Genomic DNA, 15603 nt, shown 5'->3' on the forward strand with positions numbered 1-15603 from the left:
CCCGCATCCTGCGACCGGGCAATTCAGCGTTTGCAGTGGATTGGTACGATGCCGCCATGACGGAGTTCGCCGATCAGCTCATTGACTCGCTCGCCCTGGCCCCGCACCCGGAAGGCGGCCATTACCGCCGCATCCATGCATCGGATGTGGTCGTGCAGCATCGCGGCGCCTGGCGCCCGGCAATGACGGCCATCCAGTTTCTGTTGCGCCACGGCGAATGCAGCCGCTGGCATCGGGTGGACGCCGATGAAGCCTGGCATTGGCAAGACGGCGGTGCGCTGCGCTTGCAGACCTACGATCCGGCCACGGGTGAACTGGCTCTGGTCACGCTGGGCGAAGCGGCGCACCAGCCGGGCATGATGCTGCACGTGGTGCGCGCGGAGCTGTGGCAGCGCGCCTGGACCGACGCGCCGTTTGCGCTGGTGGCGTGCACGGTGGCGCCGGGATTCGTGTGGGAAGGCTTCGCCCTGCTCGATGCTGCCCCACAGGTGGCCGGGCAGCTGGCCGCGCTGGGCGCGGGTGAGGCAGGATGAACGCGCGGATGTGGGGCTCTTTGCATGGTGCAGCCGAGCCGCTGAGGACGGGCGCTTCGAATCTGCACGGTAAAAAGCGGATGCATGGATGGATCGTGGCGGTGGCATGGAGCCTGGTGTGCCTGGCAGGGCCCGCCCTGGCCCAGCAGCAGGCCCCTGGCGCGCCGCCGCCGATCACCGAGCTGGCGCCGATGACCGTCTCCGGTACCCATCCCGGGCCCGGCCTTTGGAAGGTCAGCCGCGATGGCCACGTGCTGTGGGTGCTGGGGACGCTCTCGCCACTGCCCAGAAAGATGGAGTGGCACTCACAGGAGGTGGAGCTGGCCATCGCCGGCTCGCAGGAACTGCTGTTGCCGCCGACGTTGTCGGTGGACACCGGGCGAGGCCTGTTCCGCAACCTGTTCCTGATCCCGGCGCTGCTGAAGGCGCGCAAGAATCCCGATGGCAAGACGCTGCAGGAGCTGGTGCCGGCCGATGCGTACGCGCGCTGGACCGTGCTCAAGGCGCGCTACATCGGCGGCGACCGCAGCGTGGAGCAATGGCGCCCGATCTTTGCCGCGCTCGAGCTCTACACCGCGGCGATCAAGCGTTCCGGGCTGACCCTGGACAATCCGGTGCGCGAGCGGGTCGAAAAGCTGGCCAAGCGCGCCAGGCTCACCATCACCCCGGCCACCAGCACCGTGCGGCTTGAGGATCCCAAGGCGGCGATCAAGGAATTCCAGCGCACCAGCCTGGAGGACCAGACCTGCTTTGTGCGCACGCTGGAGGTGATCGAGCGCGAGATCGACACCATGCGCGAACAGGCCAACGCCTGGTCGGTGGGCGACGTGGAGCTGCTGCGCCACAGCCCGCAGACCAGCCAGTACGCGGCCTGCCAGGCCGCGCTCAGCGAAAGCACCCTGGCGCGCAACTTGGGCATGGGCAACCTGCGCCAGCAGTCGCTGGACCTGTGGCTGGACAAGGCCGAGGCTGCGCTGGTCAGCAACGCCAGCAGCTTTGGCCTGCTGCCCATCGGTCTGGTGCTGGGGCCCGGCAACCTGATGGACGCGCTCAGGGCGCGCGGCTACACCGTCCAGGCACCGGGCGAGGATTGAATCGCCGGCAGGCGCAGGCCTGCGCCTGACTTGATGGCGCTCAGCCCGCGGCGGTCAGCGGGACGTGGCCGACCTGCAGTTGCGGCCAGCGCGCCAGCACCGCGGCGCGGATGCCAGGCGCATCCAGGCCGGCTTCGGCCAGTAGCTGTTCGCGGCTGGCGTGATGCTGGAAGGCATCGGGCAGGCCCAGGTGCAGGATCGGCACGGCCAGGCCTTCGGCGCTGAGCAGTTCGGCCACGCCCGCGCCGGCGCCGCCGGCCACCACGTTGTCTTCCAGGGTCACAAGTCCAGCGTGGCTGCGGGCCAGTTCCAGCACCAGCTCGCGGTCCAGCGGCTTGACGAAGCGCATGTTGACCACGGTCAGGCCCAGCTCGCAGGCGACCTGCTCGGCCGCCGGCACGATCGCACCGAATGCCAGCAATGCGACCTGCTTGCCACGCCGGCGCAGCTGCGCCTTGCCGATCGGCAGCGTCTCCAGCGACGGATCGATGGCCACCCCGGGGCCGGTGCCGCGCGGATAGCGCACCGCGGCCGGGCCGCGGTGGCCAAAGCCGGTGGAGAGCATCTGCCGGCATTCGTTTTCGTCGGCAGGGGCCATCACCAGCATGTTGGGCACACAGCGCAGGAAGCTCAGATCCAGGTTGCCTGCGTGGGTGGCGCCGTCGGGTCCGACCACGCCGCCGCGATCGATCGCGAACAGCACGTCCAGGTCCTGGATCGCCACGTCGTGCACCAGCTGGTCGTAGGCGCGCTGCAGGAAGGTCGAATAGATCGCCACCACCGGCTTGGCACCCTCGCAGGCCATGCCGGCGGCCAGGGTCACCGCATGCTGCTCGGCGATCGCCACATCGAAGTAGCGCCTGGGGAATTCCCTGGAAAAGCGCACCAGGCCCGAGCCTTCGCGCATGGCCGGGGTGATGCCCATCAGCAGCGGATCGGCCGCGGCCATGTCGCACAGCCAGTCGCTGAAGACGTCGGTGTAGGTGGGTTTTCTGGCTGCCGTGACAGCCTTGACGGGCAGGCCCTTGAGCGGGTCGAACGGCCCCACCGCGTGATAGCCGATCTGGTCGCCTTCGGCCAGCTGGTAGCCCTTGCCCTTGGTGGTGATCACGTGCAGCAGCTGCGGGCCCTTCAGGCCCTTGAGGGTCTTGAGCGCGCCGACCAGCGCCGGCACGTCGTGGCCGTCGATCGGGCCGGTGTAGTGGAAGCCCATCTGCTCGAACAGCGTGGACGGCACGAACATGCCCTTCCAGTGTTCTTCCCAGCGACGCATGAAGCGCGCCGGCGGCTTGCGCTTGTCGCCCAGCAGCTTCTTGCCGCCTTCGCGCAGCGCGTTGAGGGTCCGGGAGGAGCTCATCCGGCCCAGCATCTGGGTCAATGCGCCGACGTTCTCGGAGATCGACATCTGGTTGTCGTTGAGCACCACCAGCAGGTCCGGCTCGTCTTCCATGCCACCGGCGTGGTTGAGCGCCTCGAAGGCCATGCCGGCGGTCATCGCGCCGTCGCCGATCACCGCCACCGTGCGCCGCCCGTTGCCCAGCTGCGCGTTGGCAATGGCCATGCCCAGCGCGGCCGAGATCGAGGTGGACGAATGGCCCACCCCGAAGGTGTCGTATTCGGATTCCTCGCGCTTGGGGAACGGCGCCACGCCCCCGGCCTGCTTGACCGTGTGGATCGCATCGCGGCGGCCGGTGAGGATCTTGTGCGGATAGGTCTGGTGACCCACGTCCCAGACCAGGCGGTCATTGGGCGTGTCGTAAAGGTAGTGCAGGGCGACGGTGAGCTCGATCACCCCCAGGCCGGCGGCGAAATGCCCGCCGCTGCGGCCGACCGATTCGATCAGGTAGGCGCGCAGTTCATCGGCGATGGCGGTCAGCTCGGCCTCTTCGAAACGGCGCAGGTCGGCCGGGTTTTCGATCCTTGAAAGACGGGGATAGCGGGAGGAGTCGATCATCGTGGCGGTCGGCAATGCAGTTGCGCATTTTCCTCCCGTGGACAAGGAGGGGCAAGCAAGGGGATTCAGTCTGGGATCACCCAAGGTCGGGGTGATGTGAAGCCAACCGGTGCCGGCTCAGGCCGAAAGCCGCGAGCGCTTGGGCAGGTGGGTCTTCAGGAAGGCCATCTGGTCGGCCAGGATGTTGCGGTTGGACAGGATCAGGTGCTCGATCCAGCTCGGCCGGTAGGGCACGGCCAGCAGCGGCATGTGCGCCTGTTGCGGGGTGCGGTTGGCCTTGCGCGAGTTGCAGTGGAAACAGGCGCTGACCACGTTTTCCCAGGTGTCGCGCCCGCCCTTGGACACCGGCAGCACGTGGTCACGGGTCAACAGCTGGCGCGAGAACTGCTGGCCGCAGTACAGGCACAGGTGGTCATCGCGGGCGAACAGCGCCTGGTTGGTCAGCGACGGCGTCGGTGACAGCCCGGCCGCGCGCGCATGTCCGCGCGAGGCCACGATCGGATGCAGCTCGATGAAACTCTGCTGGCCGGTCAGGCGGTTAGTGCCGCCGCGCACGGTCAGGCAGGGATCACCCAGGGTCCAGGCGACCGCATCGCGCGCATACAGGCAGGTCGCGTCCTGCCAGTTGATCCAGTCCAGCACGCGGCCATGCGCGTCCAGCGACAAAAAGCGCACGCTGCCAGGACGAATCAGGGGCGAAATTGAACTGACGACAGAATCGGCGAGCAACTGTCCGTCCGGAGTGGCACTGTCGAACAGTGCCGGGTTTCCGGAGTCATCCGAATGAAGCTGAGCAGGGTCTGCTTCCATCGGGGGAACAGGGTATACCTGATGGGTGACCAATTGTGTACTGGGTTGCACGGTCTCGGCAAAGGCTCGAAGTTCAAGGCTTCTGCTGCCGCGGCCGGTGCGCCCGTGACCCGCGACGGCGACGCAACTGCGCAGGACCGGCCGGCACGGTGGCCAGCCCTGCGCGTGCCTCATGCGTCGAAGCGGTCGGCGTCCATGGCCATCAGCGGCTCGGCGCCGGAGCGGATCGCCGCGGCATGGGCCAGCGTGCGCGGCAGGATCCGGGCAAAGTAGAAGCGGGCCGTTTCCAGCTTGGCCTGCTTGAACGCCGCCTGGTGACCGGAGGCCTGCGCGGCCACCACGCTGCGTGCCCACCAGTACGCCAGTACCACGTAGCCGGAATAGAACAGGTAATCGGTGCTGGCCGCGCCCAATTCCTCCGGGTTGCTCGCCGCCCGTTGCAGCACGGTCTTGGTCAGCTCCCCCCATTCGGCGGCTTTTTCGCGCAGCGGGGCGATGAATTCGGCTGCCGTGGCATCGCCTTGATGGGCGCTGGCGAACTGCTCGATCAGGCCCAGGAACAGCTTCAGCCCGGCCGCACCGCTGGCGGCGGTCTTGCGGCCGATCAGGTCCAGCGACTGGATGCCGGTGGTGCCTTCGTAAAGGGTGGTGATGCGCGCGTCGCGGGCCAGCTGCTCCATGCCGTGCTCGTGGATGTAGCCGTGGCCGCCGAAGCACTGCAGCGCGTTGTAGGTGTTCTCGATGCTCCACTCGGTCTGGCAGGCCTTGGAGATCGGAGTGAGGAAGCTCACCAGTGTGTCGGCCTGCTCGCGCTCGGCAGCGTCATCGGCGTGGTGGGCGATATCGATCAGGGTGCCGGCGTGCAGGGCCAGCAGGCGCGCGCCTTCGGTCAAGGACTTGATCGACAGCAGCATGCGCCGCACGTCGGGGTGGACGATGATCGGATCGGCCGCCTTGTCGGGGAACTTGGCGCCGGACAGGGAACGGGACTGCAGGCGCTCGCGTGCATAGACCAGCGCGTTCTGGTAGGCGCGCTCGGACAGGCCGATGCCCTGCAGGCCCACGCCCAGACGCGCGGTGTTCATCATGGTGAACATGGCCTGTAGGCCCTTGTGCGGCTGGCCGACCAGGTAGCCCTGTGCGCCGTCGAAGTTCATCACGCAGGTGACCGAGCCCTTGATGCCCATCTTGTGTTCGATCGAGCCGCAGCGCAGGGCGTTGCGCGCACCGACGCTGCCATCGCGGGCGACCTGGAACTTGGGCACGACGAACAGCGAGATGCCCTTGGGTCCCGGCGGTGCGTCGGGCAGCTTGGCCAGCACCAGGTGGACGATGTTGTCGACCAGGTCGTGCTCGCCGGCGGTGATGAAGATCTTGGTGCCGGTGATGGTGTAGGTGTCCTCGCCGACCGGCTCGGCGCGGGTCCGCAGCAGGCCCAGGTCGGTGCCGCAATGCGGCTCGGTCAGGCACATGGTGCCGGTCCAGCGGCCTTCCACCAGCGGCTTGAGGAAGACCTCCTGCTGCCACGCCTGGCCGTGGAACTTCAGTGCCTCGATCGCCCCGTGCGAGAGCAGCGGGAAGTTGCCCCAGGCCAGGTTGGCGGCATTGACCATCTCGCCCAGCGGCACGCCGACGGTGTGCGGCAGGCCCTGGCCGCCGAACTCGGTCGGCGCGGTCAGCCCGGTCCAGCCGCCTTCGGCGAACTGGGCGTAGGCCTGCTTGAAGCCGGGCGGGGTGGTGACCTCACCGGTGGCGGTGTCCAGCGTGCAGCCGATCTCGTCGCCAACCCGGTTGAGCGGGGCCAGGACGGTGGTGGTGAAGCGGCCAGCCTCCTCCAGGACCGCATCGACCAGGTCCGGCGTGGCATCGGCGAAGCCCAGGCGGGCAAACAGGGGTGCGACGTTCAGCACGTCGTTCAGGGCGAAGCGGAGGTCTTTCAAAGGGGCGCGGTAGCTGCTCATGCGGATGCTCTTGTCACCTTGCAGGCCGCCTGCCGGCCCGCCGAACGGGCGAGGATACTACGGCGTATGGAAACGATGAGGACACCGCCGTGGCGCCCGGGTCCGATGCGCGCATCCTAGGAGCCTGTCGGACTTTGGCCGGCCGGGCTGCAAATCCGGCTGTGCGGTCCATATTTCCGTCGCTTCTTGCCCCATAGAACCACTATGGGGCGGCGAATCGCCGAAAATCTGTCCTCGCGCAGCCGAATTTTCGCCTCGACCGCCAAAGCCCGACAGACTCCTAGGCAGATGGAAAAAGGCCCGGCCGCCGCTGCGCTCAGCCTCTCAGCGCAGGACCCCGGTCAGCCCCGGCGCTGGGCTCAGGGTGCTGTGCATGTCGATCTCGAAGCTGCGTTGCGCGCCCTCCACCGGCGTCACCGTGACCTTGCCCTTGAGGGCGTAGCCGAGCATGCCGCTGCCCGCCAGGGCATTGGCCACGGCCATGCGCGCGGTTGGCGTGGGCGTCAGGTCAAGCGTTACCACATCGGCAGCGCCGGGACCGATCGAGAAGCCCGGCCTGCCGGCCAGGGTGCCGGCAGGCTGCCCTTCGACCGTGACCTGCAGGTCGACCGCGTCGTACATCATCGAGACGGTGCTGTAGTTCTGCAGGCGCAGCTCCACCGTCCAGCGGCCGTCGCTGGCCACGCTGACCTGCTGCAGGCTCACGGCAGGTTTGGACACCCGCTTGATGTTGCCGTGGCTGCAGGCGACCAGCAGCAGGGTGCATGACAGGAGTAACAGCAACAGGCGAGGCGGCATGGCTTGAAATCCAGCAAGGCCCAAGGACGGGCGAGGATACAACGGCCGGCCAGGCCTTCAGCGCAGTGGCGCGGTCACCACCAGGCCAGACAGGTCGTAGCCCATCTGGGTGGCGCGCAGCTTGAGGCCTTCGAACAACGCCCGATCCATCGACGGCTCGCGCGCCAGGATCCAGAAATAGTCGCGGCCCGGTTCGCCCACCACCGCCCAGGTGTAATCCGGGTCCAGGTCGATCACCCAGTAGTCGGCCCACACCAGCGGCAGCCACGCCAGCCAGTGCGGGGCGAAGCGCACCTCCAGCTGCCCCGGGTGGCCCTTGACCGGCCGCGCCTCGCCGTCGGCCACGATCGCTTGGCCATCCTTGTCAATGCAGGCGTTGCGCACGCCCAGGTGGCCGTCCCGGCGCAGGGTGTAGCTGGCGGTGATGTCGCGCGCGCAGTCTTTCTGGAAACGATTGGGCAGGCGCGCGATTTCGTGCCATTGCCCGGCGTAGCGCGACACGTCCAGCGCCGGCACCGAGCTCACCGGCTGGGCGGCCAAGGACGGGGTGCAAGGGGCAACCAGCAGCAGGGCCAGCAGGCCAACGGGCAGGCGCATCGATGAATCCGGCGTTTCCGAAACCAGCGACCAGCTTAATGGAAATGGACTGCGAGCCGGCCAGGACTTGGCCAGTCGATCCATGCATGAGGCGTTTTTTGCCTGGGGCTGGGCACCATGGTCAACGGTTTGAGCTTTGGCAGGTTCTTCTGTTTGCCGCCGTGATGAAAAAAGCCCTGCATCTCTGCAAGGCCTTGGTTCATAACGCTTTAGATCGCCACCAGGGTGGTGGCCGGGGAGGGAATCGAACCCCCGACACAGGGATTTTCAATCCCTTGCTCTACCGACTGAGCTACCCGGCCGTTGCCGCACTTGCGGCCGAGCCGAAGCGAGGGCGGCATGATACGGACGCAGACCCGATCCGGCAAGCCTAAGTCCTGACTGAATGCTCGCTTGGGCGCGCCGGGCGACCGCCACCCTTCGGGGGCATGATCGGCCTGCCGGGGTGGTCTCGGCTTTCATAAGGAAGTGCCATGCCAATCACACGTCAACCTCATGTCTTGGCCATTGTTGCTGCCTTGGCGGTTGCCGGATGTGCAAGCAATGCACCGCGACTGACCAACCAGCAGGATCAGTCGCTGTACCGCGCCCATGCGGGCGAGCCAGTCAAGAGCTTTCGCTACTTTGGCCGGATCCGCCAGTGGGAAACCGTCGGTGACTCCGGGGTTGCCGTCTGGACCAGGCCGGATACGGCATTCCTGCTTGATGTCTCTCAAGGATGCCTGGATCTGGAATGGTCGCCTTCGCTGTCAATGACCACCGAGCGCGACCGCGTGCAGGTGGGTTTCAACGACATCCTGGTTCAGCGCACGGGAGACAAGGCGGTCAAGCGATGCCGTATCCAGGCCATCAGGCCGCTGGATGTCAAGGGTCTGCGCAACGCGCAGAAGCAGCTCGCCGATCTGGGGTGAATCCCGTGCGGATCACCGTGCAAGCGGCGCTGCATCGCCGACTTCCCCGCGGTGGCGCCTTGCCCGAGGCCACGCCCATGCAGCGCAAGGCCCGCCTCTGCTTCGCTGCCGCCGCGACCTTGCTGGCCCTGCTTGCGGGCGGCTGCGCAAGCACCGGGCTGAGCGATGCCCAGGAACTGGCCCTGTACCGGTCTCACGCCGGCGAGCCGGTCAAGAGTTTCACGCTGTTCGGTCAGCTCAGCGGCTGGGTGCCGCTGGGCGACACTGCGCTGGCGGTGTGGACCAAGCCGAGCGAGGCGTTCCTGCTGGAGCTGCCGGGCCGCTGCCTGGACCTTGACGTGGCACCGGCCATCACCGTGACCAGCCAGGGCAGCCGGGTCTACGCCAAGTTCGACCAGGTCCTGGTGCTGGGCGGGCCGCCCAGCCGCTTCCGCATGCCCTGTCGGATCGACACGATCCGGCCACTGGACGTCAAGGCGCTGCGCCAGGCGCAGAAGCAGCTGCGCGAGGCCAGGTCCACCGAGCGCGCGGCGCAGCCGGCGCCGGACATGGAAAACTGAAGGCGCGTCCTCACGGGCGCTTGCCTCACACACGCGTGTGATGGCTTTCCCGGCGCCCAGATGCACAGGAGTCTTCGCCATGCCTGGTTCGATCCCATTGACCTTTGCCGCCGCGGTCTGTGCGGCGGCGCTGGCCAGCTGTGCCACCACCGGCCTGAGCGATCAGCAGCGCCTGGCGCTGTATCGCGAGCACGCCGGCCAGCCGCAGCGCGATTTCCGCTATTCGCGCCAGCTCACCGGCTGGACGGCGCTGGGTGATGAGGCGCTGGCGGTGTGGACCAAGCCCAATGAGGCTTACCTGCTCGAATTTGGCGGTGGCGGCTGCAACGGGCTGGACAGAGCCTCCACGATCCTGATCACCAACCTGCTGGGGCAGGTGTCGGCCGGGCTGGACCGGGTGAAGACCCTCGACCGGCCGCCCGGGTTCAACCTCACCTGCCGGATCGAGACGATCCGCCCGCTCGACACCCAGGCGATCCGTGCGTCCGAGAAGGCCTTGCGCCAGGCGCGCACGGCCGAGCGCGACGCGGTGCCCACCGATCGCTGAAATCAGCGCTCCTCAGGCGGAGCGACGTAGCCAGCTGGCTTGTCGGCGCCTTCGCCAAACAGGAACTTGCGCAGTTCGCTTTCCAGGAAAGCGCGGTCCTTGGGCGTGCGCGGGGACAGGCGGTTTTCGTTGATCAGCATGGTCTGGTGCGCCAGCCAGGCGGTCCAGCCGGCCTTGCCGACATGCTGGAAGATCTGCTGTCCCAGCTCGCCCGGGTAGGGCACGTAGTCCAGGCCTTGGGCTTCTTTTTTCTCGTACTGGCAGAACACGGTGCGGGGCATGTCAGGCATCCAGGAGTTTGCGGATCGGCGCAGGCAGGCCCAGCGTCGCCAGTTCGCCGGGTGCGACCCAGCGCAGGTCGGTATTGTCGCCTACCGCCGCGCGCGGCGTCAGGCGCCGCCAGCGCAGCGGCTGCATGTGCAGGCGGTAGTGGGTGAAGGTGTGCGGGATCTGCGCCAGTGCGTCGGCCTGGTCGAAATCACCTGTGAGGTGTGCGTCGAACCAGAGCCGCGCTGCGGACCTGTCATCGGCCTGCGGCAATGACCACAGTCCCGACCAGATGCCCACCGGCGGGCGCCGTTGCAGCAGCACCCGGCCCTGCCCATCGAAGGCCATCAGCATCACCGCGCGGCGTTCGGGCAGTGGCTTGCCGGGCTTGGGCGTGGGCAGCGTTTCGGTGAGGCCTTGGCCGAAGGCCACGCAGCTGCCTGACAGCGGGCACAGCAGGCAAGCCGGATTGGCGCGCGTGCACAGGGTGGCGCCCAAATCCATCTGCGCCTGGGTGTAGTCGGCCAGGCGCCCGTCGGGCACGTGCCGCAGGTGGTCGATCGCCCGTGTCCACAGCTGCCTTTCGATGGCCGGCAGGCCGGGCCAGCCGGCGATGCCGTGCACGCGCGACAGCACGCGCTTGACGTTGCCATCCATGATTGCCACGCGCGCATTCCAGGCCTGCGAGAGGATCGCCCCGGCGGTGCTGCGGCCGACCCCGGGCAGTGCGTGCAGCGCATCGAAGTCACGCGGCAGCTCGCCGTGATGCAGTTCGACGCAGCGCCTGGCGGCGGCATGCAGGTGGCGGGCACGGGCGTAGTAGCCCAGCCCGGCCCACTGCGCCATCACCTCGTCCAAACTGGCCGCGGCCAGATCCGGCAGGGTCGGGAAGGCCTGCACGAAGCGCTCGAAGTAGCCAATCACCACCCGCACCTGGGTCTGCTGCAGCATGATTTCCGACAGCCACACCCGGTAGGGCGTGCGCGGATGCTGCCAGGGCAGGTCATGGCGGCCATGCTGGTCGAACCAGGTCAGCAGGTTGGTGGCGAAGGTGTCGATGGGCTGGCTGGCTCGTGCTGGTTTTATTGCGTCTGCACGCGGGAGAAGCCGGCGCGGAGTGCTGGAAGAGGGTTCGGGCGAAGCTGCGCGCAGCTGTGGTATTGCGATGTACTGCACCCTCACCCCAACCCCTCTCCCAGCGGGAGAGGGGCTCAAGCATCAAGCGCTGCCCAGCGGGAGAGGGGCTCAAGCGTCAGGCGCTGCCCAGCGCCTCCGGCAGCAGTGCATCAACGAAGGCTTCGGCGTCGAACACGCGCAGGTCTTCCGGGCGTTCGCCGATGCCGGCGTAGCGGATCGGGATGCCGAACTCGCGGGCCAGCGCGAACACCACGCCGCCCTTGGCGGTGCCGTCCAGCTTGGTCACCACCAGGCCGGTCACCCCGACTGCGGCATGGAACTGGCGCAGCTGCGAGAGCGCGTTCTGGCCGGTGGTGCCGTCGATCACCATCAGCACTTCGTGCGGAGCGGCAGGATCGAGCTTGCCCAGCACCCGGCGGATCTTGCCCAGCTCGTTCATCAGCCCGGTCTGGGTATGCAGGCGCCCGGCGGTGTCGGCGATCAGGACCTGGGTGCCGCGCGCCTTGCCGGCCTGCAGCGCATCGAAGGCGACCGAGGCCGCGTCGGCGTTCTGCCCCTGGGCGACCACGGTCACCCCGTTGCGCTCGCCCCAGGCCTGCAGCTGGGCCACTGCCGCGGCGCGGAAGGTGTCGCCGGCGGCCAGCATCAGGCTGTAGCCGTCGTCCTTGAAGCGCTTGGCCAACTTGCCGATGGTGGTGGTCTTGCCGACCCCGTTGACGCCCACGGTCAGGACCACGAACGGCCTGTCCTGGGGGTCGATCACCAGCGGCACCGCGACCGGCCTGAGGATCGCGATCAGCTCGGCGCGCAGCGCGGCCAGCAGCGCGTTGGCATCGGCGAACTCGCGCGCCTTCATGCGCTTGCGCAAGGCCTCGACCAGGGCGGTGGTGGCGCCGACGCCGACATCGGCGGTGATCAACGCGGTCTCGATTTCATCCAGCAGATCCTCGTCAAGCCTGGGGTTGCGCGAGAACAGGCCCCCAAAGCTGCGTGCGAACACGCTGCCGCGCAGGCGTTCGCGCCAGCCGGCCTTGCCGGCCGGCGCGGCCGGGCGCTCGGCGGTGCCCAGGCTGCCGCTGGCGATCGGCTCGGGGGCAGGGGCAGGGGCAGGCGCGACCGGCTGCGGGAGCACCTCCGGCGCGAGGGCCATGACCGGCGGCGCAGCCGGCTCGGCCGGGGCCGGCGCGGGGGCGACCGGAGCGGGCGCCGGCTCGGCCGCCACTGGTGAGACTGGCAGCGGCGTGGGTTCTGCGCGCAGTGGCGAAGGCGCCGGCACCACGAACTCCGGCTGGCCGCCATCGGCCGGCGCGAAGGTCTGGGTGTCCGGCGTCCGCGGCGGCGTTGCTGGCGCCTGGTCGGGCGCGCCGTGTCTGGCCCGTTCGATCGCGGCGGCTGCATCGACCTGCTTCGGCGCGGCCGGCCGGGGTTCGGGGAAGGCCGCAGCCAGCTCCTCCACGCTGTAGCGCCGGGTGTTGCCGTCCTGACCGGACGGCGCGTCCCCGGGCTTCTTGCGGCGGAAGAAACTGACCATGTGCAACCTTGGAATGGGGAGAAACCGGGGCCGAAATGCTAACACCGGGGTTGGAAACGGCCGGCGCCCGGCATGCACGCCAACCTGCAACAACGATAGGCGACCCGATCCTGCTCGCCTCGCCTCCAGCGCCCCGCCCTAAGCCGGGACTTGCTGTCCCGGTGGGAGGGGGCTTTCAAGCGTCAGCGCGCCAGGTCCAGCAGCAGCTTGTTGAGCCGGCGCACGTAGCCGGCCGGATCCTTGAGGCTGTCGCCGGCGGCCAGGGCGGCCTGGTCGAACAGCACCCGCGACAGGTCGCCGAAGCGGTCCTCGTCGGTTTCCGCATCCAGCCGCTCGATCAGCGGATGGGTCGGGTTGAACTCGAACACCGGCTTGGCCTCGGGCACCTTCTGGCCGCTGGCTTCCAGCAGTTGGCGCATCTGCAGGCCCATGTCGCCTTCGCCGATGGCCAGGATCGCCGGCGAATCGGTCAGGCGGTGCGAGATGCGCACTTCGGACACATCCTCCCCGAGCGCCTGCTTCAGGCGGTTGATGAGCTTTTCCTTGTCCTTGGCCGCAGCTTCCTGCGCCTTTTTGTCCTCTTCGCTTTCCAGCGCGCCCAGGTCCAGGTCGCCACGGGCGACATCGACGAAGGCCTTGCCGTCGAACTCGGTCAGGTACTGCATCAGCCATTCGTCGATGCGGTCGGTCAGCAGCAGCACCTCGATGCCCTTCTTGCGGAACACCTCCAGGTGCGGGCTGTCCTTGACCTGGGCGTAGCTCTCGCCGGTCAGGTAGTAAATCTTGTCCTGGCCTTGGACCATGCGCGCCACGTAATCGGCCAGGGCCACCTCCTGCGCATCGGTACCGGATTTGGTGGAGGCAAAGCGCAGCAGGCCGGCGATCTTCTCGCGGTTGGCGTAGTCCTCCGAGGGGCCTTCCTTGAGCACCTGGCCGAATTCCTTCCAGAACGTGGCGTACTGATCAGGCTTGTCCTTGGCCAGCTTCTCCAGCATGTCCAGGGCGCGCTTGGTCAGCGCCGACTTCATCGAATCGATCACCGGGCCCTTCTGCAGGATCTCGCGCGAGACGTTGAGCGGCAGGTCCGATGAATCGACCACGCCCTTGATGAAGCGCAGGTACAGCGGCAGGAACTGGTCGGCCTGGTCCATGATGTAGACCCGCTGCACGTACAGCTTCAGGCCCTTGGCCGCGTCGCGGTGGTACAGGTCGAACGGCGCGTGCGCCGGCACGTACAGCAGCGAGGTGTATTCCAGCTTGCCTTCGACCTTGTTGTGGCTCCAGGCCAGCGGGTCGCTGAAGTCATGCGAGATGTGCTTGTAGAACTCGCGGTATTCCTCGTCCTGGATCTCGCTCTTGGGCCGGGTCCACAGCGCGCTGGCGCGGTTGACCGTTTCCCACTCCGGTTCGGCGGGCTTGTCGGCATCCTCGCCGGTGGCTTGCTGCCTGGGCAGTTCCACCGGCAGGGCGATGTGGTCGGAGTACTTCTTGACGATGCCGCGCAGGCGCCAGGGGTCGGCGAAGCCGGCTTCGTCCTCCTTCAGGTGCAGCACGATGGTGGTGCCGCGCTGCGGCTTGTCGATGGTGGCCACCTCGAAGTCGCCTTGGCCCGCCGAAGACCAGTGCACGCCTTCGCTGGCCGGCAGGCCGGCGCGGCGGCTGTAGACATCGACCCGGTCGGCGACGATGAAGGCGCTGTAGAAGCCCACCCCGAACTGGCCGATCAGGTTGGCGTCCTTCTTCTGGTCGCCGGACAGGTGGGCAAGGAAATCAGCGGTACCGGACTTGGCAATCGTGCCCAGGTGGGCGATGGCTTCCTCGCGGCTCATGCCGATGCCGTTGTCGTCGATGGTGATGGTCCGGGCCTGGGCATCGCAGGAAATGCGCACGCGCAGGTCGCTGCCGTCGCCCTCGAGCAGGCCGGGATTGGTCAGCGCCTCGAAGCGCAACTTGTCGGCGGCGTCGGCGGCGTTGGACACCAGCTCGCGCAGGAAGATCTCCTTGTTGGAGTACAGCGAATGGATCATCAGCTGCAGCAGCTGTTTGACCTCGGTCTGGAAGCCCAATGTTTCCTTGTGGGTTTCGGTGGCAGTGGTCATGAGGGCTCGTGCTCCGTGGGTTGGCCGGGCCGCAGGGCGGCCGATGGATCTTCGGGGTGTGGGTGGAAGCGCGATTTTCAAGGGCGGCGCCGGTGGGCGGCCGCGGTTGGAACGGCCGCCAGGCCCCGCTCCACAGCGCGGCTGCAGGGCGCCCGGATCGTTATCATCGGCGGCCCGATCCAGCCCGCGCCGCGATGCCCCGTCCGCCCTCGAAGCCAGCCGCGCAACCGTCCAGCGCCATGGACACCGGCCAGGTCCGCATCGTCGGCGGCCGTTGGCGCAACACCCGCCTGGCCGTGCCCGCGCTGCCGGGCCTGCGCCCCAGCAGCGACCGGGTGCGCGAAACGCTGTTCAACTGGCTGACCGGGCAGCTGGCCGGCGCCCGGGTCCTGGACCTGTTTGCAGGCACCGGCGCACTGGGGCTGGAGGCGCTCTCGCGCGGCGCCGACAGCGCGGTGCTGGTCGAACGCGACCCCGGCCTGGCCCGCCAGCTGGACCAGGTGGTGACAAGACTGAAAGCCGCCGACCAAGCCAGGATCGTCAATGCCGACGCGCTGGCCTGGCTGGAGCAACAGGCCGCTGCGGCCTTCGACATCGCCTTCGTTGATCCGCCATTTGCCGCCGGCCTGTGGGACACGGTGCTGGCCCGGCTTCCCCGGCTGCTGGCCCCCGGCGCCTGGCTCTACATCGAGTCCCCGCACGCGCAGGCCCCGGCGCTGCCGCCGGGCTATCTGGTCCATCGCCAGGGCAGCACCCGACAGGTGCGCTACACCCTGGCCCGCGCGCCCGGCTGACTGGCCGCTG

General features: G+C 68.1%; 15 protein-coding genes and 1 tRNA gene. 6 read left to right on the forward strand and 10 right to left on the reverse strand.

All coding sequences use genetic code 11. The features are described 5' to 3' along the window. Window positions 1-56: 56 nt before the first annotated feature. Both D9R12_RS05350 and D9R12_RS05355 read left to right on the forward strand, forming a co-directional pair. Window positions 57-533: a cupin domain-containing protein gene (locus D9R12_RS05350; RefSeq protein ID WP_122229400.1), complete on the forward strand. Its 477-nt coding sequence runs from the start codon at window positions 57-59 to the stop codon at window positions 531-533. A gap of 80 nt (window positions 534-613) precedes the next feature. Further along, window positions 614-1627, forward strand: coding sequence for a TraB/GumN family protein (locus D9R12_RS05355; protein WP_244671885.1), 1014 nt, complete (start codon window positions 614-616; stop codon window positions 1625-1627). A 40-nt stretch (window positions 1628-1667) separates the two neighbouring features. On the opposite strand, the gene dxs is transcribed toward D9R12_RS05355, so the two are convergent. The 6 genes from dxs to D9R12_RS05385 form a co-directional block, all read right to left on the reverse strand. Beyond that, window positions 1668-3581 carry a 1-deoxy-D-xylulose-5-phosphate synthase gene (gene dxs, locus D9R12_RS05360; protein ID WP_122228861.1) on the reverse strand — a complete coding sequence of 638 codons (1914 nt, stop codon included), beginning with the start codon at window positions 3579-3581 and terminating at the stop codon, window positions 1668-1670. Between the two features lie 117 nt (window positions 3582-3698). After that, entirely contained in the window at window positions 3699-4391 is a 693-nt protein-coding gene (locus tag D9R12_RS05365) for an HNH endonuclease (protein ID WP_122228863.1), read from the reverse strand. 170 nt (window positions 4392-4561) lie between these two features. Continuing rightward, a complete protein-coding gene (locus D9R12_RS05370) occupies window positions 4562-6352 on the reverse strand; it encodes an acyl-CoA dehydrogenase C-terminal domain-containing protein (RefSeq protein ID WP_122228865.1) in 1791 nt (596 codons plus the stop codon). A gap of 324 nt (window positions 6353-6676) precedes the next feature. Beyond that, window positions 6677-7150, reverse strand: a complete 474-nt coding sequence (locus D9R12_RS05375) for an LEA/WHy family protein (protein ID WP_122228867.1) — start codon at window positions 7148-7150, stop codon at window positions 6677-6679. A gap of 57 nt (window positions 7151-7207) precedes the next feature. Further along, window positions 7208-7747, reverse strand: a complete 540-nt coding sequence (locus D9R12_RS05380) for a lipocalin family protein (RefSeq protein ID WP_122228869.1) — start codon at window positions 7745-7747, stop codon at window positions 7208-7210. A gap of 226 nt (window positions 7748-7973) precedes the next feature. Further along, a tRNA-Phe gene (locus D9R12_RS05385) sits at window positions 7974-8049 on the reverse strand. A 171-nt stretch (window positions 8050-8220) separates the two neighbouring features. Between D9R12_RS05385 and D9R12_RS05390 the strand changes: the two genes are divergently transcribed. From D9R12_RS05390 to D9R12_RS05400, 3 genes are all read left to right on the forward strand, one after another. Then, entirely contained in the window at window positions 8221-8658 is a 438-nt protein-coding gene (locus tag D9R12_RS05390) for a DUF6491 family protein (protein WP_147475052.1), read from the forward strand. A 77-nt stretch (window positions 8659-8735) separates the two neighbouring features. Then, window positions 8736-9218: a DUF6491 family protein gene (locus D9R12_RS05395; protein ID WP_170159158.1), complete on the forward strand. Its 483-nt coding sequence runs from the start codon at window positions 8736-8738 to the stop codon at window positions 9216-9218. A gap of 79 nt (window positions 9219-9297) precedes the next feature. Beyond that, a complete protein-coding gene (locus D9R12_RS05400; protein ID WP_122228875.1) occupies window positions 9298-9765 on the forward strand; it encodes a DUF6491 family protein in 468 nt (155 codons plus the stop codon). A 2-nt stretch (window positions 9766-9767) separates the two neighbouring features. Here D9R12_RS05400 and D9R12_RS05405 read toward each other — a convergent pair whose 3' ends face one another. The 4 genes from D9R12_RS05405 to htpG form a co-directional block, all read right to left on the reverse strand. Next, window positions 9768-10046: an oxidative damage protection protein gene (locus D9R12_RS05405; RefSeq protein WP_122228877.1), complete on the reverse strand. Its 279-nt coding sequence runs from the start codon at window positions 10044-10046 to the stop codon at window positions 9768-9770. A 1-nt stretch (window position 10047) separates the two neighbouring features. Then, the gene (gene mutY / locus D9R12_RS05410; protein WP_122229404.1) at window positions 10048-11118 is read right to left on the reverse strand and encodes an A/G-specific adenine glycosylase; all 1071 of its coding nucleotides are present in this window, start codon (window positions 11116-11118) and stop codon (window positions 10048-10050) included. Window positions 11119-11284: 166 nt separating this feature from the next. Further along, complete coding sequence (gene ftsY / locus D9R12_RS05415) at window positions 11285-12700, reverse strand: signal recognition particle-docking protein FtsY (protein WP_122228879.1); 1416 nt, start codon at window positions 12698-12700, stop codon at window positions 11285-11287. A 182-nt stretch (window positions 12701-12882) separates the two neighbouring features. Then, complete coding sequence (gene htpG / locus D9R12_RS05420) at window positions 12883-14799, reverse strand: molecular chaperone HtpG (RefSeq protein WP_122228881.1); 1917 nt, start codon at window positions 14797-14799, stop codon at window positions 12883-12885. A gap of 239 nt (window positions 14800-15038) precedes the next feature. On the opposite strand from htpG, the gene rsmD reads away from it, so the two are divergent. Further along, entirely contained in the window at window positions 15039-15593 is a 555-nt protein-coding gene (gene rsmD / locus D9R12_RS05425; RefSeq protein WP_122228883.1) for a 16S rRNA (guanine(966)-N(2))-methyltransferase RsmD, read from the forward strand. Window positions 15594-15603: the final 10 nt, after the last annotated feature.

Source organism: Pseudoxanthomonas spadix (assembly GCF_003703395.1).
Taxonomy (GTDB): domain Bacteria; phylum Pseudomonadota; class Gammaproteobacteria; order Xanthomonadales; family Xanthomonadaceae; genus Pseudoxanthomonas_A; species Pseudoxanthomonas_A spadix.

What these genes read in the sequence shown, in the direction of transcription:
- D9R12_RS05395 (WP_170159158.1), top strand. Translation starts at nt 8,736, where the DNA reads ATGCAGCGCAAGGCCCGCCTCTGCTTCGCTGCCGCCGCGACCTTGCTG.
- D9R12_RS05355 (WP_244671885.1), top strand. Translation starts at nt 614, where the DNA reads ATGCATGGATGGATCGTGGCGGTGGCATGGAGCCTGGTGTGCCTGGCA.
- D9R12_RS05375 (WP_122228867.1), bottom strand. Translation starts at nt 7,150, where the DNA reads ATGCCGCCTCGCCTGTTGCTGTTACTCCTGTCATGCACCCTGCTGCTG.
- D9R12_RS05400 (WP_122228875.1), top strand. Translation starts at nt 9,298, where the DNA reads ATGCCTGGTTCGATCCCATTGACCTTTGCCGCCGCGGTCTGTGCGGCG.
- D9R12_RS05380 (WP_122228869.1), bottom strand. Translation starts at nt 7,747, where the DNA reads ATGCGCCTGCCCGTTGGCCTGCTGGCCCTGCTGCTGGTTGCCCCTTGC.
- dxs (WP_122228861.1), bottom strand. Translation starts at nt 3,581, where the DNA reads ATGATCGACTCCTCCCGCTATCCCCGTCTTTCAAGGATCGAAAACCCG.
- ftsY (WP_122228879.1), bottom strand. Translation starts at nt 12,700, where the DNA reads ATGGTCAGTTTCTTCCGCCGCAAGAAGCCCGGGGACGCGCCGTCCGGT.
- D9R12_RS05370 (WP_122228865.1), bottom strand. Translation starts at nt 6,352, where the DNA reads ATGAGCAGCTACCGCGCCCCTTTGAAAGACCTCCGCTTCGCCCTGAAC.
- D9R12_RS05405 (WP_122228877.1), bottom strand. Translation starts at nt 10,046, where the DNA reads ATGCCCCGCACCGTGTTCTGCCAGTACGAGAAAAAAGAAGCCCAAGGC.
- rsmD (WP_122228883.1), top strand. Translation starts at nt 15,039, where the DNA reads ATGGACACCGGCCAGGTCCGCATCGTCGGCGGCCGTTGGCGCAACACC.
- D9R12_RS05390 (WP_147475052.1), top strand. Translation starts at nt 8,221, where the DNA reads ATGCCAATCACACGTCAACCTCATGTCTTGGCCATTGTTGCTGCCTTG.
- D9R12_RS05365 (WP_122228863.1), bottom strand. Translation starts at nt 4,391, where the DNA reads ATGGAAGCAGACCCTGCTCAGCTTCATTCGGATGACTCCGGAAACCCG.
- htpG (WP_122228881.1), bottom strand. Translation starts at nt 14,799, where the DNA reads ATGACCACTGCCACCGAAACCCACAAGGAAACATTGGGCTTCCAGACC.
- D9R12_RS05350 (WP_122229400.1), top strand. Translation starts at nt 57, where the DNA reads ATGACGGAGTTCGCCGATCAGCTCATTGACTCGCTCGCCCTGGCCCCG.